The sequence below is a fragment of the Burkholderia sp. JP2-270 genome (assembly GCF_003233675.1).
Classification (GTDB): domain Bacteria; phylum Pseudomonadota; class Gammaproteobacteria; order Burkholderiales; family Burkholderiaceae; genus Burkholderia; species Burkholderia pyrrocinia_C.
Genome location: NZ_CP029824.1, coordinates 1,910,140 through 1,934,435 on the forward strand (window position 1 = coordinate 1,910,140; position 24,296 = coordinate 1,934,435).

The 24,296-nt window shown below is 64.7% G+C and carries 21 protein-coding genes and 1 tRNA gene; 13 read left to right on the top strand and 9 right to left on the bottom strand.

The window, feature by feature from the left end; genetic code table 11:
* Window positions 1-25 precede the first annotated feature (25 nt).
* Both DM992_RS09155 and DM992_RS09160 read left to right on the top strand, forming a co-directional pair.
* A complete protein-coding gene (locus tag DM992_RS09155; protein ID WP_111016575.1) occupies window positions 26-370 on the top strand; it encodes a DUF4212 domain-containing protein in 345 nt (114 codons plus the stop codon).
* 3 nt (window positions 371-373) lie between these two features.
* The gene (locus tag DM992_RS09160; protein WP_111016576.1) at window positions 374-2,389 is read left to right on the top strand and encodes a sodium:solute symporter family protein; all 2,016 of its coding nucleotides are present in this window, start codon (window positions 374-376) and stop codon (window positions 2,387-2,389) included.
* A 215-nt stretch (window positions 2,390-2,604) separates the two neighbouring features.
* Here DM992_RS09160 and DM992_RS09165 read toward each other — a convergent pair whose 3' ends face one another.
* Entirely contained in the window at window positions 2,605-4,074 is a 1,470-nt protein-coding gene (locus DM992_RS09165; protein ID WP_111016577.1) for a PLP-dependent aminotransferase family protein, read from the bottom strand.
* A 92-nt stretch (window positions 4,075-4,166) separates the two neighbouring features.
* Here DM992_RS09165 and DM992_RS43495 point away from each other — a divergent pair, with 92 nt between their 5' ends.
* On the top strand, window positions 4,167-6,239 hold the full coding sequence (locus DM992_RS43495) for a PepSY domain-containing protein (RefSeq protein WP_111016578.1): 2,073 nt from the start codon (window positions 4,167-4,169) through the stop codon (window positions 6,237-6,239).
* On the opposite strand, the gene DM992_RS41565 is transcribed toward DM992_RS43495, so the two are convergent.
* Entirely contained in the window at window positions 6,236-6,457 is a 222-nt protein-coding gene (locus tag DM992_RS41565; RefSeq protein ID WP_162631616.1) for a hypothetical protein, read from the bottom strand. The genes DM992_RS43495 and DM992_RS41565 overlap by 4 nt on opposite strands.
* Here DM992_RS41565 and DM992_RS09175 point away from each other — a divergent pair, their 5' ends adjacent.
* On the top strand, window positions 6,458-7,201 hold the full coding sequence (locus DM992_RS09175) for a DUF4198 domain-containing protein (protein WP_105391874.1): 744 nt from the start codon (window positions 6,458-6,460) through the stop codon (window positions 7,199-7,201). It begins immediately after the preceding gene.
* A 130-nt stretch (window positions 7,202-7,331) separates the two neighbouring features.
* Window positions 7,332-8,486 carry a porin gene (locus DM992_RS09180; RefSeq protein WP_105391903.1) on the top strand — a complete coding sequence of 385 codons (1,155 nt, stop codon included), beginning with the start codon at window positions 7,332-7,334 and terminating at the stop codon, window positions 8,484-8,486.
* A 239-nt stretch (window positions 8,487-8,725) separates the two neighbouring features.
* Here the strand turns inward: DM992_RS09180 and DM992_RS09185 are convergent.
* Window positions 8,726-8,816, bottom strand: a tRNA-Ser gene (locus DM992_RS09185).
* A gap of 50 nt (window positions 8,817-8,866) precedes the next feature.
* Between DM992_RS09185 and DM992_RS09190 the strand changes: the two genes are divergently transcribed.
* From DM992_RS09190 to DM992_RS09220, 7 genes are all read left to right on the top strand, one after another.
* Complete coding sequence (locus tag DM992_RS09190) at window positions 8,867-9,178, top strand: hypothetical protein (protein WP_204356072.1); 312 nt, start codon at window positions 8,867-8,869, stop codon at window positions 9,176-9,178.
* A 353-nt stretch (window positions 9,179-9,531) separates the two neighbouring features.
* Window positions 9,532-10,620 carry a toxic anion resistance protein gene (locus tag DM992_RS09195; protein ID WP_111016579.1) on the top strand — a complete coding sequence of 363 codons (1,089 nt, stop codon included), beginning with the start codon at window positions 9,532-9,534 and terminating at the stop codon, window positions 10,618-10,620.
* Between the two features lie 10 nt (window positions 10,621-10,630).
* Window positions 10,631-11,371, top strand: a complete 741-nt coding sequence (locus DM992_RS09200; RefSeq protein ID WP_111016580.1) for a VWA domain-containing protein — start codon at window positions 10,631-10,633, stop codon at window positions 11,369-11,371.
* Between the two features lie 43 nt (window positions 11,372-11,414).
* Window positions 11,415-12,431, top strand: coding sequence for a DUF475 domain-containing protein (locus tag DM992_RS09205; RefSeq protein ID WP_111016581.1), 1,017 nt, complete (start codon window positions 11,415-11,417; stop codon window positions 12,429-12,431).
* A gap of 92 nt (window positions 12,432-12,523) precedes the next feature.
* Window positions 12,524-13,180, top strand: a complete 657-nt coding sequence (locus tag DM992_RS09210; protein WP_111016582.1) for a TerD family protein — start codon at window positions 12,524-12,526, stop codon at window positions 13,178-13,180.
* 51 nt (window positions 13,181-13,231) lie between these two features.
* Window positions 13,232-14,098 carry a hypothetical protein gene (locus DM992_RS09215; RefSeq protein ID WP_111016583.1) on the top strand — a complete coding sequence of 289 codons (867 nt, stop codon included), beginning with the start codon at window positions 13,232-13,234 and terminating at the stop codon, window positions 14,096-14,098.
* Between the two features lie 136 nt (window positions 14,099-14,234).
* Window positions 14,235-14,855, top strand: coding sequence for an HAD family hydrolase (locus DM992_RS09220; protein WP_111016584.1), 621 nt, complete (start codon window positions 14,235-14,237; stop codon window positions 14,853-14,855).
* Between the two features lie 24 nt (window positions 14,856-14,879).
* Here DM992_RS09220 and DM992_RS09225 read toward each other — a convergent pair whose 3' ends face one another.
* The gene (locus DM992_RS09225) at window positions 14,880-15,989 is read right to left on the bottom strand and encodes a fatty acid desaturase (protein WP_111016585.1); all 1,110 of its coding nucleotides are present in this window, start codon (window positions 15,987-15,989) and stop codon (window positions 14,880-14,882) included.
* Between the two features lie 234 nt (window positions 15,990-16,223).
* Here DM992_RS09225 and DM992_RS09230 point away from each other — a divergent pair, with 234 nt between their 5' ends.
* Window positions 16,224-17,261: an AraC family transcriptional regulator gene (locus DM992_RS09230; RefSeq protein ID WP_111016586.1), complete on the top strand. Its 1,038-nt coding sequence runs from the start codon at window positions 16,224-16,226 to the stop codon at window positions 17,259-17,261.
* 60 nt (window positions 17,262-17,321) lie between these two features.
* On the opposite strand, the gene DM992_RS09235 is transcribed toward DM992_RS09230, so the two are convergent.
* The 5 genes from DM992_RS09235 to cysD form a co-directional block, all read right to left on the bottom strand.
* The gene (locus tag DM992_RS09235; protein WP_111016587.1) at window positions 17,322-18,371 is read right to left on the bottom strand and encodes a beta-propeller fold lactonase family protein; all 1,050 of its coding nucleotides are present in this window, start codon (window positions 18,369-18,371) and stop codon (window positions 17,322-17,324) included.
* The gene (locus tag DM992_RS09240) at window positions 18,358-19,725 is read right to left on the bottom strand and encodes an MFS transporter (RefSeq protein ID WP_111016588.1); all 1,368 of its coding nucleotides are present in this window, start codon (window positions 19,723-19,725) and stop codon (window positions 18,358-18,360) included. Before DM992_RS09240 ends, DM992_RS09235 begins: the two co-directional genes overlap by 14 nt.
* Before the next feature lie 299 nt (window positions 19,726-20,024).
* Window positions 20,025-21,212 (bottom strand): helix-turn-helix transcriptional regulator, encoded by a 1,188-nt coding sequence (locus DM992_RS09250; RefSeq protein WP_111016589.1) that lies wholly within the window; start codon window positions 21,210-21,212, stop codon window positions 20,025-20,027.
* A gap of 132 nt (window positions 21,213-21,344) precedes the next feature.
* A complete protein-coding gene (cysN, locus tag DM992_RS09255; protein WP_111016590.1) occupies window positions 21,345-23,264 on the bottom strand; it encodes a sulfate adenylyltransferase subunit CysN in 1,920 nt (639 codons plus the stop codon).
* Window positions 23,264-24,160, bottom strand: a complete 897-nt coding sequence (gene cysD / locus DM992_RS09260) for a sulfate adenylyltransferase subunit CysD (RefSeq protein WP_111016591.1) — start codon at window positions 24,158-24,160, stop codon at window positions 23,264-23,266. The genes cysN and cysD overlap by 1 nt, the downstream gene beginning before the upstream one ends.
* Between the last annotated feature and the right edge of the window lie 136 nt (window positions 24,161-24,296).

Here is a 24,296-nt window from a genome sequence, read left to right on the forward strand (position 1 = left end):
CAGGGGCTTTTTGCTAAATAACGGCATGACCGTTCCGACCCGTCCGGCGCCTGTCGCGCCGCCGCCCGTTCCCGAGCCGCTCGCGCGCGCCCACGCGCGCTACTGGCGTTTCAACGTCGCGTTGATCGCGGTGCTGATGGCGGTCGGTTTCTCGGTGTCGTTCATCGTGCCGTTCTTCGGGCCCGCGCTCGCCGGGGTCCGGTTCGCCGGCTTCAGCCTGCCGTTCTATGTCGGCGCGCAGGGCGCGATTCTCGTGTATCTCGTGCTGATCGTCGTCTACATCGGGCTGATGCAACGCGCGGACCGCACGCTGCGCCGCGCGTACGACGACCATGCGGCACGCACCGGCAATGCGCACGGCGGGCGCTGATTCATGCTGACGCATCGACTGATACGCGCATACGCGCTCTACACGCTGGGTTTTCTCGGGTTCGTGCTGCTGATGTGGCGGATCGAGCGTGCAACCGGCTCCGGTGTCTGGATCGGCTATGTGTTCCTGTTCGTGCCGATCGCCGTGTATGCGGTGATCGGGCTGCTGTCGCGCACGTCCGATCTCGTCGAGTACTACGTGGCCGGGCGGCGCGTGCCTTCCGCGTTCAACGGGATGGCGACGGCGGCCGACTGGCTGTCGGCCGCGTCGTTCATCGGCCTGGCCGGATCGCTGTACTCAACCGGCTACGACGCGCTGGCGTACGTGATGGGCTGGACGGGTGGGTTCTGCCTCGTCGCGTTCCTGCTCGCGCCTTATGTGCGCAAGCTCGCGCGCTACACGATTCCCGACTTTCTCGGCACGCGCTTTTCGAGCACGGCTGTGCGCGCGCTGGCGGCCGGTGCGGCGATCCTGTGTTCGTTCGTGTATCTGGTCGCGCAGATCCAGGGGATCGGCTTGATCGCGACGCGCTTCATCGGCGTCGATTTCGCGATCGGGATCTTCTGCGGGCTCGCGGGGATTCTCGTGTGTTCGTTTCTCGGCGGGATGCGCGCGGTCACGTGGACGCAGGTCGCGCAGTACATCATCCTGATCAGCGCGATCCTGATTCCGGTGTCGCTGATCGCGATGAAGAACGGGCTCGGCCCCGTGCCGCAGTTCAATTACGGCAAGCTGATGGAGCGTGTCGCGGCGCGCGAGGCGCAGGTGCGCGATGCGGCCGACGAGCAGCAGGTGCGTGACGCGTATCGGCGGCAGGCCGCGGACATTCAGACGCGGCTCGACCGGTTGCCGGCGTCCTATGCGGACGCGCGCCGGCATCTCGTTGACCAGCTCGCCGACTTGCGGCGCCATAACGGGCCGCTGCGCGAGATCAGCCAGCGCGAGCGCGAGTTGGCCGACTTCCCGCGCGATCCGGCGGCGGCGCGCGTCGCGTGGACGCAGGCGCGCGACGATCTGCTGGCCCGTGCCGAGCCGCCCGTGCCGATGCACGAGCCGTTTCCCGCCGCGAGCGACGACGAACGCAAGCCGCGCGAGCGGAATTTCCTCGCGCTGCTGCTGTGCCTGTCGCTCGGCACCGCGAGCCTGCCGCATATCCTGACGCGCTACAACACGACCACGTCGGTCGCGTCGGCGCGACGCTCGGTCGGCTGGACGCTGTTCTTCATCGCGCTGTTCTACCTGAGCGTGCCGGTGCTCGCGGTGCTGATCAAGTACGAGATCCTTGCGAACCTCGTCGGGCGGCCGTTCGCCGAATTGCCGGCGTGGGTCATGCAATGGCATCACTTCGAACCCGATCTGATCAGTGTCGTCGAGGTGATTCGCGACGGCATCGTGCACTGGTCGGAAATCCAGATGCAGCCGGACATGGTCGTGCTGGCCGCGCCGGAGATCGCCGGGCTGCCGTATGTCGTGTCGGGACTGATCGCGGCCGGCGCGCTTGCCGCGGCGCTGTCGACTGCGGACGGGCTGCTGCTGACGATCGCGAACGCGCTGTCGCATGACGTCTATTACTGCATGGTCGCGCCGGACGCGTCGAGCCAGCGACGCGTGACGATCTCGAAGGTGCTGCTGCTCGGCGTCGCGCTGTTCGCGTCGTATGTCGCGTCGCTCAATACGGGAAAGATCCTGTTTCTCGTCGGCGCTGCGTTCTCGCTGGCGGCATCGAGCTTCTTTCCGGTGCTCGTGCTCGGCGTGTTCTGGAAGCGCACGACGACGCGCGGCGCGATCGCCGGGATGGTGACGGGGCTCGCGGTGTGCGTGTACTACATCGTGTCGACCTATCCGTACTTCACGCAGCTGACGGGGTTCGCGGGGCGCACGTGGTTCGGGATCGAGCCGATCAGTTCGGGCGTGTTCGGCGTGCCGGCCGGGTTTGCGGTGGCAATTGCGGTGAGTCTGTGCGATCGGCGGCCGGATGAATATACGCGGGCGCTGGTGGATTACATTCGGCATCCGTGAGGGGGAGGGCGCGGGGAGGCCGGCGGGACGGAACGGTCGCATTGCCGCACGCGCCGACGATCAAGTAGATGGGTTCGTCCATCACGGCTTCGACGGCTTCGGGAAAGAGATATGGCCGAGTATGACTGATGAAAAGCATCGAACAAGCGCCAATGCTACTCGAGATATTGAACGAATCAGGCGACGTGGTTTGTGTTTGACGCTCGCCGGGTTCGCTACCTCGAATCCTGAACGGATATGACGCGCTCGACGATATGGGCGAAGGTCTGGACGGAGGGGCGGATGGCTTCGACATCGAGCGCGCCGAACCCCAACAGAAATCCGTCACGAAATTTTGGATCGCCTTGATTGAACGTGTGAAGCCGGCGAAGGTAAATGCCCTGTTCGAGAGAACGCGATATGGTCGTGTCGAAGTCGACCAGATCGCGAATCCTGACAGTCATATGCAGACCCACCGCGTTTCGCGACGTCTCGAGTGCATCGCCAAAACTCTGATCCAGGCATCGGAGCAATTCCGAATGTCTTGCACCGTAGATATCGCGCATCCGCCGAATATGCTTCGCGAAATGCCCGTCGGCAATGAAGTCGGCCATCGCCGCCTGTAACGAAAGGTGCCCTGGCCTGTACAAGCGTAACGAAGCGGCTGCAAAGGAATCGACCAGATCGGGCGGAACGACGATATAGCTGAGCCTCATGCCGGGATACATGATCTTGCTGAACGTTCCCATCAAAATGACGCGATCGCTTTTATCGGCACCTTGAAGAGACGGAAGCGCGCGCTGGTCATATCGGAATTCACTGTCGTAGTCGTCTTCCAGCACGAATGCGTCCCACCGCTCGGCAGCCTCGCACAGCCGGGTGCGCCGTTCGTCCGACAATGTGACGCCCATCGGAAACTGATGCGATGGCGTCGTCACGATCAGGCGGGGCCGACGCACGCATCGTTCGATCTGTATGCCGTTGTGATCGACGGCAATAGCCTCCACATCCAGCCCATTGGCGCGCAACAGGATCGGTGTCGCCCAATGGCAAGGGTTCTCGACATAAGCCAGTTCACCCGCATCGGCCAGAATGCGCGAGCAAAGATCGATCGACTGATTGCTGCCCATGGTCACGATGATCTGCTCCGGGGTAGTTCGGACTGCTCGCGATATGCGCAAGTAATCGGACAGCGCGCGGCGCAACGGGAGATATCCCCCTGGATTGGAGTAGCCCATGAGATCCACGTGCTGCTCCCCGAGATAGCGATTCTGGATACGCCTCCATGTCTGATAAGGAAAGTGAGCCGTATCGCAGACCCCAGGCACGAACGCGCCGTTGCGCTCCTGAATGCCGGCGGGAGCGCGTATCAGTTGCTCCCCGCGTTCAGACAGCGTTCGTGCCGTCGACGCTCGGAGCGACGGCTTCGTCGATTGCGGCAGCGTGTCGGCGACAAGCGTGCCGCTCGTGGAGTCGGAACGAAGATAGCCGTCGGCCGAGAGCCTTTCATAAGACGTTACGACGGTTATCCGGGAAACCTCGAGTGCCGCTGCGAGCGTTCGCGACGACGGCAAACGCGTCGAGGCCTTCAGCGTGCCGTCGGATATCGCGTCTCGGATCGCGTTCGCGATCTGGACCTGTAGCGGTGCGGACCCGTCTCGACGAAGGCGGCTGATCAGGAGGTCGGCGAGCAGCGAGTCAGCCATTGGACCTATCGAACTTTCTGAATTGGACTCATAGCATCACCACGGGAACACGTACTGTCAAGGCCAACCTCTTTCCGTTTATTGGCGGTCCTATGCGAGTATCTCTGGGCAAGAATATTCTTCAGTTACATCGGGTGATAGGTCTGAGCATTGGCCTGTTCGTCGTCATGGTGGCGATGACGGGCGCGGGCATGCTATTTCGTGCGCAGCTCGAACCGGTCGTCTACCCTGGTCTGCTCAAAGTTCAGACGTGTAACGCGCGCCTGCCGCTTGATACGTTGATCGCCAATGCCCGCGCTTCCAATCCGGCAGCAGGCCGGCCAAAGCAACTCCGCATATACGGTGACGCGGATTCCAGCACACGTATTCTCCTTGGCGACAACCGGTGGTACTACGTAAATCCATGCACCGGCAAAGTCCTCGGAAGCGAGGATCGTTACGGCGGCCTGTTCGGTGCGATGGCTGCCCTCCACAGTTTTCATTTCCTGAAAAATGGAAGCGTTGTCGCAGGATCGCTTGCGCTGACATTTGCGTTCGTCCTCGTCGTTGGCGGCCTGGCGGTGTGGATTCCGGAGACGCTGCGCAAACGCAGGCGAGCCGACGCGACCGCGGTCAACCTTCCCGTTCGTGCGCGCCGGCTCAACCTGCACAAACGGCTCGGCGGCTATGTCAGCGTCATCCTGCTTGCGTGTGCGCTCACCGGTGCCTTGCAGTCGTTCCAGTTCGTGAGGGACGCGCTCTATGCACTGACGGCCTCCATGCCCCCCACGCCGTCCCCCAAACTGGTCGTACAGTCCACTACGCCCGGTTTGCCCGTGGAGGAACTGTGGCAACGAGCACAGGCTCTGGTGCCGAAGCCGGAATATGCCCGCATTCACTACCCAGCCAATCCCGGGGATGCTTTCAACGTCGACCTCGTCGCACGCGACGCACCGCATATCAATGCATTTTCCTATGCAAGTCTCGATACGAGAACGGGCAAGGTATTGCGGTTTACTTCCTATTCCGATAACAGCTTAGGTCATCGAATTTACCTGACGGCGCTTGCACTGCATTACGGATGGCTGAGCGGCGGGTTTTTGCAAGTGCTGCAACTCATCGGCGTACTCTCGGTGCCGGTCCTGGCTTACATCGGCATCGGAAGCTATCTGCGCGGAAAACGCAAACGGCCTGAATCGGCGCTCGCGTCGGCGCCCGCGGCTCAACAGACGACGCTCACGTTGAAAGTGGCCAGGAAAACAGCCGAGGCGGAGAACGTTCAATCGTTCGAACTCGTCGACCCTGCCGGAAAACCGCTGCCGCCATTTACGGCCGGCTCCCACATCGATGTTCATGTACCCGGTGGAAAGGTGCGTCAATACTCGTTGTGCAATTCCTCAGCGGAGAGGCATCGTTATCTGATTGCCGTCATGCTGGCCGAATCGACGCGCGGCGGATCGAAGGCCATGCATGAGCGGCTCGGCGAAGGGGACTTGATCGAAGTCGGCCTGCCTAAAAATTTCTTCCCGCTCGTGGAAACCGCGAAGCGCTCCGTGCTTGTCGCGGGCGGTATCGGTATCACGCCGATCCTGAGCATGTCGGAACACCTGGCTGATGTGGGAGCCGATTTCGACATGCACTACTTTGCGCGCTCCGCGTCTCGCGCTGCCTTTGTCGAGCGCATCCAGCGTTCGACATTCGCCCACCGCGCTTTCTTTCACTTCACGCAAGACGAGCAACAGCAGCGGCTGGACCTGGCCGGATTTTTCGACAGTCACGATACCGAAACGCACCTGTACGTATGCGGCGGTGAAGCATTCATGAATGCGGTCATCAACGCAGCATTGGGAAAGGGGTGGCGCGAAGACCGAATACACCGGGAGTACTTCAGCGCAGAGCAGAGGGAATGTGACGGAAATTTCGAATTCGATGTCGTGATCGCAAGCACGGGCAAGACGATTCGGATACCAGAAGACAAGACCGTCATGGTGGCTTTGGCCGATTGCGGAATCCATATTCAGGCGTCGTGCGAACAAGGCGTCTGCGGCACCTGCGTGACGCGTGTGCTGGATGGCGAACCGCAACATCGCGACTTGTTTCTCTCCGATGACGAGAGAAAAAGAAACGACCTCTTCACTCCCTGCTGCTCGCGCGCCAATAGCCGGACGCTGGTACTCGATCTTTAAGTGAAACGACCGGCGGCGCCGGTAAAACCATAAACAAATTTCTGATTGGAGAGGCCGTTGGCGCGATCGAGGATCGCACTCTCGGCTTGGCATGCGCTCGTCAAGCGCAGGTGCGAGCTATTTGCAGCGTTGCTGAGACTGCACGGCGCATCGCCTTCATGGCCAATGAGATCGACAGGAATCGACCGTTTTTTTTCAACCACTGGATGGAGATACAAATGAAGATCCCGACAAAGCTGGCCGTCGTGGCAAGCCTGCTCGCAGGCATGGGCACGAGCAGCCTCGCGCAGGCCCATGGCATCTGGTTCGCGCAGCGCTCGAACCAACTGGCGTTGGTCTACGGCATCGGCGCCGACGACCTGGACATGATCAAGCGGCAGTCCAAGGTAAAGAGCGTCACCGCCTACGACGAACAAGGCAAGGAGGTTTCCACGCAACTCACGGCCAGTGGCCCGCTGCTCGTAGTGAATACCGACAACCAGCCGGCAATCGTTGCCGGCGTGTTGGACAACGGCCTGTGGAGCAAGACGACGGACGGCAAGTGGTACAACAAGGGCAAGGATGAAGTGCCCAACGCCGAGATCAGCTTGCACACGTTCAAGTACGCGGTGCATCTGCGTCGCCCTCTGCATGGGGCGATGCCGATACTGCCAGGGCAGAAGCTGCAGATCGTGCCGGTCGGCAATCAACTGCCGGATCGGATGGGCCAGCCGCTCACGGTTCGGGTGCTGTATGACGGCAAGCCCGCAGCGGGCGTCGAGGTGCAGCCAGACCTTCTCAACGATCCAGACTCCGAACCGCTTAAGACGGGAGCCGACGGCAACGTGACGATTCCGGTGCGCAACCAGGGTTTGAACGTCGTCGTTGCGAAATTCGACTCGCCGTCGTCGGAACCCGCGAAGACGAACAGCGACGAGCACGAGGCCACGCTGTCTTTCGTGCTGCCGCATTTGCCGGAGTGATCGACCGGACCGCCATCTGCTGGTCGCCTGCAACGATGATTGCCGGCGTTCTCTTCGTTCCCGAAAGCGCTGCCTGCCACGCATGAAGGACATTGTTTCAACTGCCTTTATTCACCCATACCGCATTCACATGAAAAAGTCTCTGATTGCAGCGGTCCTGCTAGCCTCGGTCGCATGTACGGCACGTGCCCAGAGCAGCGTTACGCTCTACGGCTTGATTGACGTCGGGATCAACTATGCGAACAACATTGGCGGTCATAGCCAGTATTCAATGGGCGCGGGCAATCTCGCCGGCAATCGCTGGGGGATGCGTGGTTCCGAGGATCTCGGCGGCGGCCTGAAAACGATTTTCGTGCTGGAGAATGGATTTAGTATTGCGAACGGAAGGCTTGGCCAAGGGGGAGACGAATTCGGGCGACATGCGTATGTCGGCCTGTCGTCATCGAACATGGGTACCGTTACGTTCGGCCGTCAATATGATCCGATTACCGACCTGATCTACATGTTCGTCGCGGCTCAGACTTGGGCCGGATACGCGAGCGCCCATCCTGGCGATGTAGACAACACCGATGGCAGCAACCACATCAACAATGCGATCAAGTTCACCAGCGTGTCGTATGGTGGATTCACATTCGAGGGCGCCTACAGCTTCGGCGGTATCGCTGGAAAATTCAACCAGAATCAGATCTGGTCGGTCGCGGCGAACTATGTTCGGGGGCCGCTCACACTTGGGGCCGCCTTCGCCGATGCACGGGATCCCAACTTCTCCTACTTCGGCAATAACGCGGCTTCAAGCGCTACCGGGTCCAATATGGGCGCAAGTCGTGTGTATTCGGGCTATGCGTCCGCGAAAAGACAGCAGATCTTCGTTGCGGGCGCTTCTTACGTCGTCGGTGCCGCGACCCTCGCTGTCGACTACAGCAACACGCAGTTCAAGAATATCGGGGCGTTGCCGGGTCTCCCGGCAACAGGCGCGGGTGGCGATGCACGATTCCACGACATTGAAGTCAACATCCTCTATCGCCTCACGCCTGCACTCCAGTTGGGCGTCGGCTACAACTTCTTGAAAGGCTATGGCGTCAACGGTGCGATTTACAATCAAGGTGCGATTGGCGTCGATTACTTTCTGTCGAAGCGGACGGATTTATACGCAAACGCGGTCTATCAGCACGCGTCGGGCACTGATTCGACAGGTGGGAGGGCGGTCGCCAACCTCAACGGCCTGACGGCTTCCACCACCCAGAGTCAAGCGGAAGTCGTTTTCGGCATTCGACATCGCTTTTAGCAATCTGCGTTCGAGGACTGAAACCTATTCGCACGTCGCGGGCACGATACGAGGTCGTGCCTGCGTCGTCGCACTGCATAGCGATCGTCTCGTCGAGCTTGCTGAACGACATGCATCATGCACTGGCCGAACCCGGTGGGCGAAACGAATACCTGCCGCTGCTTGGGTAGCCGATTCGTGAGCTTGAAAACAAAAAACCCCGCAAATCATTGATTTTGCGGGGTTTTCGCCAAGAATTCTGGCGGAGAGAGGGGGATTCGAACCCCCGATAGGCGATTAACCTATACACGCTTTCCAGGCGTGCGACTTAAACCACTCATCCATCTCTCCGGAAGACCGAGAGTATAGCAAACTCTGGCGGCGGCCCGCCACTCCCTTGCATGCACGTCAGAAATCCGTCGTCATCGACAGCCATACCGGCCGCGCATCTGCTCGTCACCGACTACGACTGCCCGTTCGAGGAAGCCGTCACGTTCACGCTCGTGTCGAAGGATCCGCTGAAGGTGCGCGCGCAGCGCGCGGTCGGCGCGATGTATGCGTCGTGCCATCTGGACGACATCACGTGGGCCGACGACCGGCATTTCAGCGCGACATTCGTGGATATCGACGGGCGGTGGGGTTTCACGAGTCGTGACCGATCCGTGCCGTTCATTCTGCCTCGGCTCGGCATGCATCGCGTACATGATCGGTAGTGTGCGATCGACTGCCGCGAGCGCCTCATGCGTGCGTGCGCACCATCTGAAATCCGCCGGAATCGGTGGTTTCATTTTTCTTTCGCATTGGTCAGACATGTAAGTTTCGGCGCGCGCTGATCTTGCATGGTCCGCGCGCATGGCGGCAGGAACGGCGATGTTCGGGCATCGCGTCCGCACGCAACATTACAAAATGAATGGAAAGTGAAAGAATTCCGTCCCTTGACGTAATGCAGCCGTGCCATTTATTGTCCGTCTGCCGCCCGTGAGAGAGCACGGCGGTTATCGCGGATGCGCGCCTCGCGCGCACGACAATACGTAGCAAAAAGCAGAAAAGGAAACGTGCTAGCCACATGAAGCCGCTATTCGACGACAAGAAATCCGATGCGGTCAGCGATCGTCCTTCCACCCCGTCTTTGTCACCCGTCGCCACACCTGTCGCCGCCGTCGTGCCGGCAGCGCAGCCGACGGAGCACGCGCGCCTGATCACCGTCGACGAGATCGATCAGCTCGGCGCGACGCAAGGCACGCGGATCGCCGCCTTTTCCCAGCAGATTCTCGCAAGCGTCCGCGCGTCCGACGCCGACCAGTTTGGCGACAAGCTCAACGAACTGATCGCGACCGCGAAAGGACTCGACCCGCGCGGCGCCGACAAGGGCGGGCTGCTCACGCAAGTCACGCGGCTGTTCCGCTCGACAAAGGAAAAGCTGCTGTCGCAATACGAGTCGGTGAGCAAGCGGATGGATACGCTCGTCGTCGAGCTCGAGAACCATGCGCAGCGCCAGAAGGCCGGCATCGACGAGCTCGAGCGGATGTACAACGACAACTACGCGCTGCACCAGGAGCTCGCGCAGTCGAAGGCGCACGGCGAAACGGCGCTCGCGACGCTGCGCGCGCATCTCGCGGCCGGCCGGCAGCCGGCGGACGACGCGTTCGCCGCGCAGCGCCTGCTCGACGTGAAGCGCACGGTCGACGCGCTCGAAAGCAAGCTCGACGACCTCGACCGCGCAATGCTGATGTCGAAGCAGCTCGCGCCGCAGATCCGGATGGAGCAGGACCAGAAACGTACGCTGACGTCGAAGTTCATGACGATCAAGACCGTGCTGATCCCCGCGTGGACCAACGCGTTCGCGCTCTATCTCGAGCAGCTCAGCACGAAGCGCGCGGCGGCGCTCGCGAACGCGACGTACGACGCGGCCGACGAGGCGATCCGCGCGCAGGCCGACCTGAACCGCCGGAACGCGCAGGAAGTCGCGAAGCTCGGCCAGCGCCCGGTGATCTCGACCGACACGTTCGAATATGCGCAGCAGCAGCTGTTCGGCGCATTCGACGACATCACGCAGATCATCGCCGACGGCAAGCGCCAGCGTGAGCAGGACGCGCCGCGCCTGCGCCAGCTCGAACAGGACCTGATCACCCGATTCGCTCCGAAGCATAATTAAGGAATACCGCATGATTACGCTTGAGAAACGCGCGGCAAAGGTCGCAATCGTCCTCGAAAAACGCCAGATCCTGAAGCCGCCCGTCGTGCGCGTCGGCGCGGCGCTCGACATCTCGGGCTCAGCCAAGCCGCTGTATCAGTCGGGCGTGATCCAGGACACGCACGACCGGATCCTCGGCATCGCGCTGAAGTTCGACGACAACGGCGAAGTCGACACGTGGACCTTCACCGAAGGCTACGACCGCCTGCCGACCGCGACGCCGGACAACTACGGCTCGTACATCTCCGATCACGTGCTCGAAGCCCGGATCGACAAGTGGGGCGGCACGCAGTACGCGCCGGTGATGAACGATATCGTCGACTTCTTCTTCCGCGCGCCGGAGCCGAAGCGCGAAGAAAAGCGCGGCTTCCTGAGCCGGCTGTTCGGCAGCGCGGACGAAGCGGCCGCGCCGGCCGCATCCGCACCGGTGAACGGCCATCTGCCCGCATGGGTGCTGTTCGTCACCGACGGGCAGAACCCGAAGAACGACCGCAAGCGGGTGCGCCAGTTGATGGCCGAGTCTCAGCACTTTCCGCTGTACTGGTCGCTCGTCGGCGTCGGCGATCCGAACGAATTCGGCTTTCTCGCGGAAGTCGCGGACGAAATGCCGAACGTCGGTTTCCTGCATCTCGAATCGCTCGATCTCAGCGATGAACAGATCTACGAACAGTTGATCACGCAGGAATTCTGCGACTGGGTGCGCGCGAAGTAAGCGCGGCCCGCATGCCCCTTTTTCAAAACTCGATTACCCCATCATGTTGAAAGACTTCAAGATCCCGCTGTCGCTCACGGTGCTCGCGCTGATCGCGGCCTATCTCCTCGGCGGCGTAAAGGACATGCTGATCGTCGCGGTCCTGTGTGTGCTCGAAATTTCGCTGTCGCTCGACAACGCGGTCGTCAACGCATCGGTGCTCAAGAACTGGTCGGAGAAGTGGCGCAACCGCTTCATGGTGTTCGGCCTGCCGGTTGCCGTGTTCGGCATGCGGCTCGTGTTCCCGCTGCTGATCGTCGCGGTGATCGGCCACATCGGAATGTGGGATGCGCTGACGCTCGCGATCGAATCGCCGGAGAAGTACGCGGCGATTCTGACCTCCGCGCATCACCAGGTGTCGGCGTTCGGCGGTGCGTTCCTGTTGATGGTGTTCTTCAAGTTCATGCTCGACACCGAGAAGGACGAGCACTGGATCGGTTTCCTCGAAGGCCCGATGCGCCATCTCGGCCGCATTACGGCGCTGGAAGTGGCGCTGACGCTCGCGATCGTGATCGTCGCGTCGTTCTACGTGCCGGCGGGCGAGCAAGTGAGCTTTCTGCTCGCGGGTGCGTTCGGCGTGATCAGCTTCGTGATTGCGCACGGCATCGGCGACCTGATCGGCGGTGAGGACACCGGCACGCGCGTGGTGCGCGAAGGCGTCGCGGGTTTCATGTATCTCGAAGTGCTCGATTCGTCGTTCAGCTTCGACGGCGTGATCGGCGCATTCGCGCTTTCGAACAACATCTTCCTGATCGCGCTTGGCCTCGGCGTCGGCGCGGCCTACATCCGGGAGATGACGCTCGTGCTGCTGAAGAAGGGTACGCTCGCGCAGTATCGCTTTCTGGAACACGGTGCGTTCTGGGCGATCGGTGCGCTCGCAACGATCATGTTCCTCGGCGTGAAGTTCGAGGTGCCCGAGGTCGTCACGGGCCTGATCGGCGCGGCGATGATCGCCGCGGCCGTGTGGTCGTCGATCGTCGTGCAACGCAAGGAAGACCGGACCGCGGTGGCGGTCAAGTAATACACGCGGCACGAAAACCATCAACGAGGGGCCGCGCACGGCGGCCCGGCATTGCCGCCGGCGCAACGGCGGTTCCAGCAGAAGAGGTTCAGATGATCAATTTGTCGAAAGGCGGTCGCGTCAACCTGTCGAAGGAAGCGCCCGGCACGCAGAAATTCCGCATCGGTCTCGGTTGGGACGCGAACGCGACGGACACGGGCACGGATTTCGATCTCGACGTGTCGGTGTTCCTGTGCAAGTACGATGCGCAGACCAATCCGAAGCTGATCTCGGATCAGCACTTCGTGTTCTACAACAGCGAAGTGCGCACGATGGACCGCGAAGAAACCTTCATCCAGCCGGGCGACGATTTCCCGAAGCGCGGGATGCCGGCGTCGAAGTGCATGGGCGTCGTGCATAGCGGCGACAACCGCACGGGCAGCGGCGGCGGCGACGACGAAGTGATTTTCATCGACATGACGAAGCTTGCTGCCGACGTTGAGGAGATCTCGGTGGTCGTGACGATCGACCAGGCCGAAGCGCGCCGCCAGAATTTCGGGCAGGTTCGCAACAGCTACATCCAGATCGCCGACGAGGTGTCGGGTACGGTGATCGCGAAGTATGCGCTCGAGGAAGACTTCTCGATGGAGACGTCGGTGCAGGTCGGCAGCTTCTATCGCCGCGACGGCCACTTCATGTTCAAGGCGGTCGGCGCCGGCTACAACCGCGGCCTCGGCGACTTCGTGCGCGCGTACGGCGGCGCGGTCTGACTGGCGGCAGCCCGGCGTGCGGGAAACCGCCGCGCCGGGCAGGATGCAGCGATGGCGAATCCGTCCGACGAGCCGAAGCGGCTCGAGTTCGATACGACGCCCGAGCGCACGCCCGGGCGTCTTGCGTTCGACGTGCCGCCCACGGCCGGTGCGCCGGCCGCGCGCGCGCCTGACCGTCCGGCGCCGCAGGCGCTCGACTTCGGGCCGACGCCCGGCAAGGCCGTGCGCGCGGCGCCCGCCGCTACGGTCGGCCGCGCGCTGTTCGGCGAAGCGAATCACCCGCTGCTGGAATCGTGCTTCCGCGCCGCGCAGGCCAGCTTCCCGAATCTCTATCCCGACTTCGCGCCGCGCATCGAGCGGCACATCCGGCAACTGGTGCCGCTCAAGCTCGCGACGGTCGCGACGATCGGCGACGGTGCGCTGGAGGCGGCGGGCAACCTCGTCGAAGCCGTCGCGGCGACGACGCGCGAATTCAACGAACTCGGCGCGGCCGACATGATGGCCGGCATGCTCGCGCAGGCGACGCGCAAGGCCGGCATGTTCGAACGCTGGTTCGGTGCGGCGTCGGGCCATGTCGACTACCGCGCGGCGCTCGGTGCGCTCAAGCAGTCGCTCGGCTTCTTTCCGCGTCGCACCGAGGAACTCGCCGCGAAGATCCGCCATGCGGAAGAAAACCTCGTGGTCGTGCTCGCGGCACTGAGTGCGGTGGCGGACGTCGTGCGCGTGCCGGACGATGCGGGCGTCGAGCGCACGCTGTTCGACCGTCGCAACATCGTCGGGCAGGCGGTCCAGCAGATCCGGATGCAGCCCGCGCAACTGCGCGGGCTCGACGAGCGCGTGACCGATCTGCTGTCACGCGCCGATCACCTGATGAATGTCGTGCTGCCCGCGGCACTGGCGGCGCGGCCGCAGCGATGAGCCAACGGCACGACGGCCACGTGCGTTTCGGCGCGCGTGGCCGCTGCCCGGGCCGCGCTTCGTCACGCCGTTTCGCGTGCATTGGCGCGAGTCTGCTATCTTCCCGGGCACCTCATCGCTTTCCCGCCGATCCTCCATGACTGACCGCATCGTCGCCGCATTCGATTTCGATGGCACCATCACGACCACCGACAGCTTCCGCCATTTCGTCCGCTACGCGGTCGGCACGCCGCGCTTCGCGTGGGCAGGGCTGCGCGCGCTGCCGTGGATTGTCGCGATGAAGGCCGGGTTGCTGTCGCGCGGCGACGCGAAGGCGAAGTTCGCGTGGTTCGCATTCGGGCCGGTTCGCGAGGACGCGCTCGACGCTCAGGCGCGCACGTTCGTCGACACGTATCTGCCGAACTTCGTGCGTCCGGAAATGCTCGAACGGATTCGCGAGCATCGGGCGCGCGGGCATGAAGTCGTGCTGGTCAGCGCGTCGCCGTCGCTGTATCTGGAGAAGTGGGCGAAGACGGCCGGTTTCGACGCCGTGCTCGCGACGCGGCTCGCGTTCGAACGCGGCGCCTTTGCCGGGCGGCTCGACGGCGAGAACTGCTGGGGGCCGCAGAAGGTCGTGCGGCTGAACGGGTGGTGGGGCAACCGGCCGCCGAAGCAGTTGTTCGCGTACGGCGACAGCCGCGGCGACAAGGAAATGGCCGAACTCGCGAACTGGTCATGGATCCGCGGGCAGGGAGCGATGCCGCCGATCGGCGAATGATGCGGCGCGCTGCCGGCGCCGGTATTACGCGTCGGCCTGCGCGTTGCGCGTGCCGTGAGACGCGCGACAAGCGCCCCAGCGATTCGCACGCGCAAACGTGCCGATGTCGTTGAAGCGCACACCGACTTCGCGCAGCGCCGCATGCGCGGTTCGCGCGGTGAGTTGCCGGATGTAGAACGGATCGCGCACGACGAAGTGATGGATCGCGTGCGTGCTGCCGAAATTGAAGCAGAACAGCTGGAACGGCACCATCCACCACGGGTTGAGCACCTGCGTCTGCTGGATCACGTTGCGCGAATCGATGTCGCCGAAGTAATGCATGTTCGAGCTGACGAAGTTGATGCAGAAGCTGCGCACGAAGTTCGGCGCGAGCCACACCACCGCGAGAAAATCGACGACGTTCATCGCGCGCTCGACGAGGGCCGGCACCGTCACCGCATAGCCGAACGCATGCAGTGCGAACAGTCCGACGTGATAGACGATGAACGCATGCCACAGCGCGTAGTACAGGTGACCGACCGGCATGTACGACGACACCTGTTCGACACGCAACTGCACTCGCTCGGCCGGATCCTGCACTGGCTGCGCGGCAACGTATTGCTTCACCTTGCGGCGCATCGCGGCCGGCCGCAGCACGACGGCGAGCATCCCGTCCGCGATCATCAGCAGGCGCTTCACGCCCCAGCGCTCGCCGTTGGTGATGCCGAATTCCTCGAGATCCGATTCGCCGCCCGACACCTTGTGATGATGCAGGTGCATGCGCCGTCGCGTCCACGGGTTGATCGTGCCGGGCCGCGTGAGCCAGCACAGCGTCATCATCAGGTGATAGGCCCACGGCGTCTTCTTGAAGTACATCAGGTGGATCAGGTCGTGCTCGAGTTCGTGGATCAGCGACGTGGCGAACGCGGCGAGCGGCAGCGCGACGTACCACGCGATCGTGCCGCGTGCATACAGCCACGCGATCGCGAGCATCGCGGCGACCGACACGGCCATCACGGTCGCGCCGACGAGGTTCTGGTTGTCGAGCAGCGGAAAGCGCGCGCGGATCGCATCGCTCGCGGCGTTGACCTCGCGGCGGACGTACGCGAGCTTGTCTGCGTCGTTGCGAAAGACGGTTCGTGCGGGTTGGCTCATCGACTGGAATCCGTGCGGAAAGAGTAGGGCAGCAGGGCGCAATGCCGATGTGACAAGCATAGGCGGGCGCCGCGCCGCACGCGAGGGCCGCCGGTGCCAATGATGGTGTCATTTCGGGTCACGATGGCCGACGAGCGGGCGCCCGACGGTGCGCCGCGCGGCTAGAGCACCGCCGCGGTGTCACTGCGGGCCAGCGGCGCTACAATCCGCCGAAACCGCTCCGGAGTCCGCCGCATGACCCTGTCCGTCCCGGATGCCGCGCGCCAGTTGAACAAGGCGACGGTGTCGTCCGCGTATGCGCTGTTCATGCTGATGCTGGCCGAGGAGCGCGGCATCGATGGCGGCCGCATTCTCGCCGGCTCGGGCGTCGAGCGCGAACGGCTCGCGCAGCCCGATGCGCGCATCACGCCGCTGCAGCAGGCGGCGATCGTGTTCAACCTGCTCGACGCGACCGACGATCCGTCGATCGCGATCGAGATCGGCCTGCGCAGCAGCCTGACGAAAGCGGGGCTGATCGGTTTCGGGCTGATGAGCTGCGCGACGCTTGGAGAGGCGATCGCGCTCGGCATCCGCTATCTGCCGACGCGGGTGCCGTTCTTCTCGGTGCGGCTCGCGCAACTCGACGGGATCGTCGACATCGACGTGTTCGAAGCGTTTCCGCTCGGCCGGCTGCGCCAGTTCGCGGTCGAGAACTTCCTGGTCGAGACCGCGATCCTGTTCAATTCGCTGCTGTATCCGGCGCCGGGGCGCACGTTGCAGTCGCGCGCCGAGCTGTACTTCGCGTGGCCCGAGCCGCCGTGGTTCGAGCGGTATCGCGCGCGGTTGCCGCGCTGTCATTTCGATGCGAGCGCGAACCGCATCCGCTGCGACGCCGCGCTGCTCGACGAGCCGATCGGCACCGCGAACGCACAGACCGCGCAGATGATCGTCCAGCAGTGCGAGGCCGAACTCGCGCGGCTCGGCTATGCGGAGAGCATCGTCGAGCGCGTGCGCAACCTGCTGATCTGCGGCGATGGCGGTTATCCGTCGGTCGACGACGTTGCGCGCGAGCTGCACGTATCGGCGCGCACGCTCAAGCGCAAGCTCGCCGAGTACGGCGCGACGTATTCGGCGCTGCTCGACGAGATCCGGCTGCGCGATGCACTGCGGCTGCTTGAGGGCACGCGGCTGCCGGTCGACGAGATTGCGGCGCGCGTCGGTTATACCGACCGCGCCAACTTCACGCGCGCGTTCAAGCGCTGGACGGGGGTTGCGCCGAGCGAGCGGCGCTGAGCGCGGGGGCGAACGGATCTTTGCTGCGGCCTTCCCGATCCCGCGCCCGGCGCCGCTTCGTCAGACGATCTCGACCCAGTTCGCACCGCGCCCGCCTGCCGCACGCGCGTGCAGCGACAGCGCGCCGTCGTCCGGCGCGATCGCATACACCGACACGTATTCCGACCGCTCGCCGCACGCGACGAGCCAGCGCCCCGACGGATCGATCGCGAACCCGCGCGGCTGTGCCTCGGTGGCCGTCGCGTGTGCGGGCTCGAACGTGCCGTCGGCGGTGCGGCGATAACAGAGCAGTTGGCTCGACGTGCGTTCGCTGACATACGCGAAATGCTCGTCGGGCGTCAGGTGCAGGTCGGCGGCCCACACGGACGGTTCGGCAGGCGCGGGCGGCCGCGCATGGCCTTGCGCGAGTTCGGCGACGGCCGGGTGGCGTGCGCTCACATGTGCGTCGCCGAGCCGGCCGCTGTCGGGATCGCGCGCGAACGTCGCGAGCGTGCCCTGGAATTCGCTGACGACGACGAGCGCGCGGCCGTCGCGTGCAAATCGCAGGTGACGCGGGCCGAAGCCGGCCGGCACGCGCGTTTCGCCGTGTTCGGCCAACCGCAGGCCGGCTGCGTCCTCGACGAGCGCGAAGCTGAACACGCGGTCCGAGCCGAGCGAACTGACATACGCGAAACGGTTGTCCGGCGACACGATCACCGCATGCGCGTTCGCGATGCCACCGGCCACCTGTAGCGGCGCGCCGTCACCGTCGCGCACGCGCGCCGCGTCGTAGAGGCTCAGCGAATTCCCGCCGTACGACGCGCCGAGCAACCAGCGGCCGCTGCGGTCGAGCGACAGGTACGCGTGGCTCGCGTCGATCGCGGTCGCGCCGATGCGCGCGAGCGCGCCTGTGGCCGGGGCGACGCGGAACGCGACGATCGTCGGCTGCTCGCCGCGCGTCGCGACGTAGAGCCGCGCGCGGTCGGCCTGCACGGCGATCGGCATCGCGACGTCGGCGGCCGGGTAGCGGGCGAGCGGCGCGAGCGTGCCGTCGCTCGCGAGGGAGAACGTGGCGAGGTCGCCGTCGGCGGCATTCGAGACGACGACGGTCAGGCGGTCAGTGTTCGGCATGGCGGAGCATCGTGGCGTTCGTGAAGGACTCGTCGGCCGGCAGGCCGCGCGGCGGATCGCTGCGCCGGTGCGTGCGCGCGAACAGTGCGGCGACCGCGGCGACGAGGGACGCGATCGCGAGCGCATACAGCCCGCCGGTGATCGAACCCGTATGTTGCTTAAGATAGCCGAATGCCGTCGGCGCGACGAAGCCGCCGAGGTTGCCGACCGAGTTGATCAACGCGATCACGGCCGCGGCCACGCGCGTGTCGAGGTAACCCTGCGGGATCGGCCAGAACAGCGACGCCGCGGCCTTGAAGCCGAGCGCGGCGAAGCAGATCGACGCGAACGACCACACGGGATCGTGCGACGTCGACGCGAACAGACCGCACGCGGCGAGCACGAGCGCGAACGCGAGCCAGCGCTGCGGATGCTTCCATTTCGCGGACAACACCGCGAAGCCGTACATCGCGCCGATCGCGATCATCCACGGAATCGTGTTGTACAGGCCGACCTGGAAATCGGTGAGGCCGCCCATCTTGCGAATGATCGTCGGCAGCCAGAACGTGGCCGCGTAGATCGTCAGCTGGATCGAGCAATACAGGAAGCAGAACAGCATGATTTGCGGATCGCGCAGCAGTGCGGTGACACGCACGGGCGCGTTCGAGCGTACGTCGCGCGTCGCGCGCTCCTCGTCGAGCGCCGTTTCGAGCGCCGAGCGTTCGTCGGTCGTGAGCCACGTCGCGTCGCGGATGTGCGATTTCAGCAGCAGCCAGCTCGCGCCGCACAGCGCGACCGAGAACAGCCCTTCGATCAGGAACATCCATTGCCAGCCTTCGAGGCCGAAGCCGCGGATCGACAGCAGCGCGCCGGTGACGGGCCCGGACAGCACCGACGCGAACGCGGAGCCGCCGAGGAAGATAGCCATCGCCTTGCCGCGCTCCCGCGGCGGCAGCCATTGCGACAGGTACAGCACGACGCCGGGGAAGAAGCCGGCCTCGGCCGCGCCGAGCAGGAAGCGCAGCACATAGAACGACGTGTCGTTCCACACGAACGCCATCGCGGCCGCGACAATGCCCCACGTCGCCATGATCCGCGCGAGCCACACGCGTGCGCCGTAGCGCTGCATCAGCAGGTTCGACGGCACTTCGAACAGCGCATAGCCGACGAAGAACAGCCCGGCGCCGAGCCCGTAGGCGGCCGCGCCGATGCCGATCGACGCTTCGAGGTGGCGATCGACGAAACCGACGTTCACGCGGTCGATGTAGTTCGCGATGAACATGATCAGCACGAGCGGCAGCACGTGCCACTTCACTTTCGAGACGGCGGACGCGAGCGGGTCGCGGCCGGGCAGCGGGGGCGAGGGCGGGTTCAACGGTGTCTCCGGTCGGGCGGCGGACGGGGCGGCAGCCCGCGTCGGCGTCTGGGTGGCGGTTTATGTAGTATGTCGTCGTATGACATGGTACGCCTGAGCGCAGAGGAAGACGTCGCGGGTTTACCCGGAAATTCCCAGATATTTGGGAATTTCATGAGATCGGGTGGCTAGTCGATCATGTCTGATGACGTATGACGTCAAATGAGATTGCGTCGACCATCGGGGGCGCGGTCTCGACCCGAGACCCGCGCGTCGTGCCGCGGCCGCGCAGGCTGTCCGGCGACCGCCGTCATGACACGCTACGCCATCGACACGACGCTGTTGAGCAGCGTCTTCACGAGCACGGCTTGCCGCGTCGCGCCCGTTTTCGCGAAGATGCCGCGCAGGTGCGCGCGCGCGGTGTTCTTCGTGATGCCCGTCGCGGCGGCCGCTTCGTCGAGCGTCAGCCCGTCGACGAGCAGCAGCGCGATTTCGGTCTCCATCGGCGTGAGCCGGAACAGCCGGTGCAGCATGTCGCGCGACGTCTGCGGCGACGACGCCGGATCGCGGACGAACACCGCGACGGCCGGCCGGTGCTGGCGGTCGTCGGCGCCGCGGTAGGGCGCGAGCGGACGCAGCAGCACGCTCAACGGCATCGCGCCGCCGGGGCGCGACAGCGTGGTGGCTTCGATGCGCGCCAGCGCGCCCGCGCGGAAATGCTCGAGCGCGGCCTGCAGCGCCTTCTGCAGCCGGCGCTCGTCGAGCGGGCACGACGCGTGGAGCCGCTGCTGGCGCATGCACAGCCCGTCCTGCTGCTCGATCAGCCGCTCGGCGATGCGGTTGCGCTTGATCACACGACCGTCCTCGTCGACGATCGCGGTGCCGACGTCGAGCCGGTCGACGGTGCCCGCATACAGCGCGCGTTCGGCATCGAGCACGTCGAGCGCCGCGTGCAGCTCGACTGCGCGCTGCAGGTGCGGCAGCAGCGTCGCGACCTGCGCGCGCTCGGACGCGTCGAAATCGCGGCCACCGTGCGCGCGGCTCACGAAGAACGCACACTCGACGCCGCGTTCGCCGCGCAGGTTCGCGCCGAGGATGTAGCGCAGGTCGAGCGGCTGCAGGTACTGCCGATAGAAGTCGTGCGCGCGCCATGCGGTTTCGCCGAACAGCCGGTCGGCCGTGAAGACCTGGCCGGGCGGCTGGTCGAGAAACGGGCACAGCGCATAGAACTGCTCGCTGTACGACGGCTCGCCGGGCAGCAGCGGGCCGTGCGTCGATGCATTGATGATGAGCCCGTGCCGCGAGCCGCCCGGATTGCGCAGCACGAGCGTCGTGAAGCTCGCGTCGAGCCGCACGCGGACCGCTTCGAGAAAACTTGCCCATGGGGTCGCTTCCGACGGGCCCTGGTAGACGAGCCCGAGCCACGCGCTGAGTTCGCGCGCCGTCCACGCCGCGTCGTCGAAACCGTCGTGCGCGGCCGTGTCGCAGGGTGCCAGCGCGATCCGCATGCTCGTGTTCTCCTTGGTCGGGATATGAAGTGTTCCCGAACCAGCATACCGGCCGGCCGGCGGCCCGCGTCATCCGAACGGAGCAGGCGACGCGGGCATGCGGGCAACCGCCGGGCTGCCCGCATGCGGCGCTTATGCCGCGCGCTCGCGCAGCAGGTACGTGACGACGCGGTCCGCCGCTTGCTCCGGCGACTCGGCCACCGTGTCGACGCGCAGCTCGGGCTGCGCGGGCGGCTCGTACGGCGAATCGATGCCCGTGAAGTGCTTCAGCTCGCCGCGCCGCGCCTTCTTGTACAGGCCCTTCGGATCGCGTTCCTCGGCGACCGCGAGCGGCGTGTCGACGAACACTTCGACGAACTCGTCGGGGCCGACCAGCGCGCGCGCCATGTCGCGTTCCGCGCGGAACGGCGAGATGAACGACACGAGCGTGATGAGCCCCGCGTCGAGCATCAGCCGCGCGACTTCGGCGACGCGCCGGATGTTTTCCACGCGATCGGCCTCGGTGAAGCCGAGATCGCGGTTGAGCCCGTGCCGCACGTTGTCGCCGTCGAGCAGATACGTGTGTCTGCCGAGCGCGTGCAGCCGTTTCTCGACGAGGTTCGCGATCGTCGACTTGCCGGCGCCCGACAGCCCCGTCAGCCACACGATGCGCGGCGTCTGCGCCTTCTGCACGGCGCGCGCGTCGCGATCGACGTCGACGGTCTGCCAGTGCACGTTGTGCGCGCGTCGCAGCGCGAAGTGCAGCATCCCGGCGCCGACCGTGTCGTTGGTGAAGCGGTCGATCACGATGAAGCCGCCCGTATGGCGGTTCCGGTCGTACGGATCGAACGCGACGGGCCGGTCGAACCTCAGGTTGCATACGCCGATCTCGTTGAGCGCGAGCGTGCGCGCGGCGAGGTGCTCGCGCGTGTTCACGTCGATCTTGTACTTCGGCGTCGCGCAGGTCGCGCCGACCGTCTGCGTGCCCAGCTTCACGAGATACGGGCGGCCGGGCAGCAGCGGCTCGTCGTGCATCCACACGAGCGTCGCCTCGAACTGGTCGGCCACTTCGGGAGGCGCGTCCGCGCGCGCGATCAGGTCGCCGCGGCTGATGTCGATCTCGTCGGCGAGCGTGAGCGTCACCGCGTCGCCGGCGCGCGCGATGTCGCTTTCGCCGCGCTGCGTGATCACCGTCGCGACACGGCTTTCCTTGCCGGACGGCAGCACGCGCACGCGCTCGCCGACGCGGATCTCGCCCGATGCAATGCTGCCCGCGTAGCCGCGGAAGTTCAGGTGCGGGCGGTTGACCCACTGCACCGGCAGCCGGAACGGCTCGTCGCGCGTCACGCGCGCGGCGAGCGGCAGGCGGTCGAGATGCTGCATCAGCGTCGGGCCCGCGTACCACGGCATCTGCGCGCTCGGCACGATCACGTTGTCGCCGCGCAGCGCCGACATCGGGATGCTGACGATCTCCGCCAGCCCGAGCTCGGCCGCGAGCGCGCGATAGTTGGCGTCGATGCGGTCGAACACGGTCTGGTCGTAGTCGACGAGATCCATCTTGTTGATCGCGAGCACGACGCGCTTGATGCCGATCAGCGCGACGAGATGGCTGTGGCGGCGCGTCTGCGTGAGTACACCCTTGCGCGCGTCGATCAGGATCACCGCGAGATCCGCGGTCGACGCGCCGGTGATCATGTTGCGCGTGTACTGCTCGTGGCCGGGCGTATCGGCGACGATGAACTTGCGTCGCGCGGTCGCGAAGAACCGGTACGCGACGTCGATCGTGATCCCTTGCTCGCGCTCGGCCGACAGGCCGTCGACGAGCAGCGCGAAATCGAGTTCGCCGCCCTGCGTGCCGACCTTCTTCGAATCGGCCTCGAGCTGCGTGAGCTGGTCGTCGAACAGCATGTTCGATTCGTAGAGCAGGCGGCCGATCAGCGTGCTCTTGCCGTCGTCGACGCTGCCGCACGTGATGAAGCGCAGCAGGTCTTGGGTTTGCGCGTCGCCGTCGGCGGCGGACGCGGCAGTGCCGGGGTGCGCGAGCGTATCGGGCGCAGTGAGAACGTGTGCCATCAGAAATATCCCTCCTGTTTCTTCTTTTCCATCGAACCGGCCGAATCGCTGTCGATCAGGCGCCCATGGCGCTCGGACGTGCGCGTCTCGCGCATCTCGCGCAGGATGTCGTCGAGCGTCGTCGCATCGCTGTCGATCGCGCCCGTCAGCGGATAGCAGCCGAGCGTGCGAAAGCGCACCTTGCGCATCTGCGGCACTTCGCCTTCGCGCAATGGCAAACGTTCGTCGTCGACCATGATCAGCGCGCCGTCGCGTTCGACGACAGGGCGCTCCTTAGCGAAGTAAAGCGGCACGATCGGGATGTCGTGAAGCTGGATGTATTGCCAGATGTCGAGTTCGGTCCAGTTCGAAATCGGGAACACGCGCAGGCTTTCGCCTTTGCGCTTGCGCGCGTTGTACAGCGACCAGAGTTCGGGGCGCTGGCGCTTCGGGTCCCAGCGGTGCTGTTCGGAGCGCAGCGACACGATGCGTTCCTTCGCGCGCGATTTCTCCTCATCGCGGCGCGCGCCGCCGAACGCGGCGTCGAAGCCGTGGTGATCGAGCGCCTGCTTGAGCCCCTGCGTTTTCCACACGTCGGTATGCACGGCCGAGCCGTGCGTGAACGGATTGACGTCGTTCGCGACGCCGTCGGGATTGATGTGCACGCGCAGGTCGAGACCGAGCCGTTCGGTCGTCTCGTCGCGAAACGCGATCATCTCGCGGAACTTCCAGGTCGTATCGACGTGCAGCAGCGGAAAGGGCGGCTTCGCCGGGTAGAACGCCTTCATCGCGAGATGCAGCATGACCGAGCTGTCCTTGCCGATCGAATACAGCATCACCGGGTTCTCGCTCTCCGCGACCACCTCGCGCATGATGTGGATGCTCTCGGCCTCCAGCCGCTCCAAGTGGGTCAACATCGTTCGTCTCCTTGTTTCATGCCGGCGCCGCGCGACATGTGCGGCGTTTCGTGCATGACGCCAACGGTATCGAGCGAGGGCATGCCGCTCTTCGTCCGGGTGGACTAAACCGCCGCGCAGGCTGCAGCGGATCTTT